Annotated in this window: 1 protein-coding gene; it reads right to left on the bottom strand. The window is 68.0% G+C overall.

The annotated features are described in order from the left end of the window. Positions 1–268, bottom strand: a 268-nt coding sequence (locus EAO77_RS37795; protein WP_147992787.1) for an SCO5918 family protein, incomplete at its 3' end; no start/stop codon positions are given. Positions 269–613: the final 345 nt, after the last annotated feature.

Below are 613 nucleotides of genomic sequence, written 5' to 3'. Positions count from 1 at the left end.
CGGGGTCGAGCCCGCGGGCGGGCGCGGCGGTCCGGGGCTGGCTGCGACAGGTGAAGCCGAGCTTGGTCATGGCACGCAGGACCTCGTCGGCGCTGAAGTCGCGGCGGTCCTGACGGGTGAGAACCTGGCCGACCTGCTTGGCGGGATAGGCGCGGCGCCCGATGACCACGGACGCGCCGGTGATCTCCTCGGCCTTGACGCCCTTCATGGATTCCATGACGCCGCTCTTGGTGAAATCGAAGGGAAAACGGGCGATGACACAGCGCACGATGCCTCACAGGGAGAAGAAGGGATGGTTTCGCGTGCCGAGCAGGTGAGTTCGGGACGAGGGCGGGCGCGGGGCGCCCGGGTGAGGAATTCCAGCAGGAGACAACAGCCGCGGGATTCCCACGAACGAGCCGAATGCCATGCGAAATCGAGCGGCCGGTTCACGGCAGAGAATTTCGGGCGCCCAGGCCGGCGAAAGAAAAGAAGTGGCGCAGGTCCTGAGCGCATGCCCCGCGGGGCGCATGCAGCTGGGGCCCGCACCCCGAAGGATGCGGGCCCCAGCTACGTTGTGCGCGTCAGCGTCAGGCGGAAACGATGTTCTCGGCCGTCGGGCCCTTCTGGCCCT

Origin of the sequence: Streptomyces sp. T39 (assembly GCF_008042045.1) — a bacterium.
In the GTDB taxonomy this organism is placed as follows: domain Bacteria; phylum Actinomycetota; class Actinomycetes; order Streptomycetales; family Streptomycetaceae; genus Streptomyces.
Note: the sequence above shows the minus strand (reverse complement) of the source record. Positions and strands in the feature narration are given on the sequence as shown.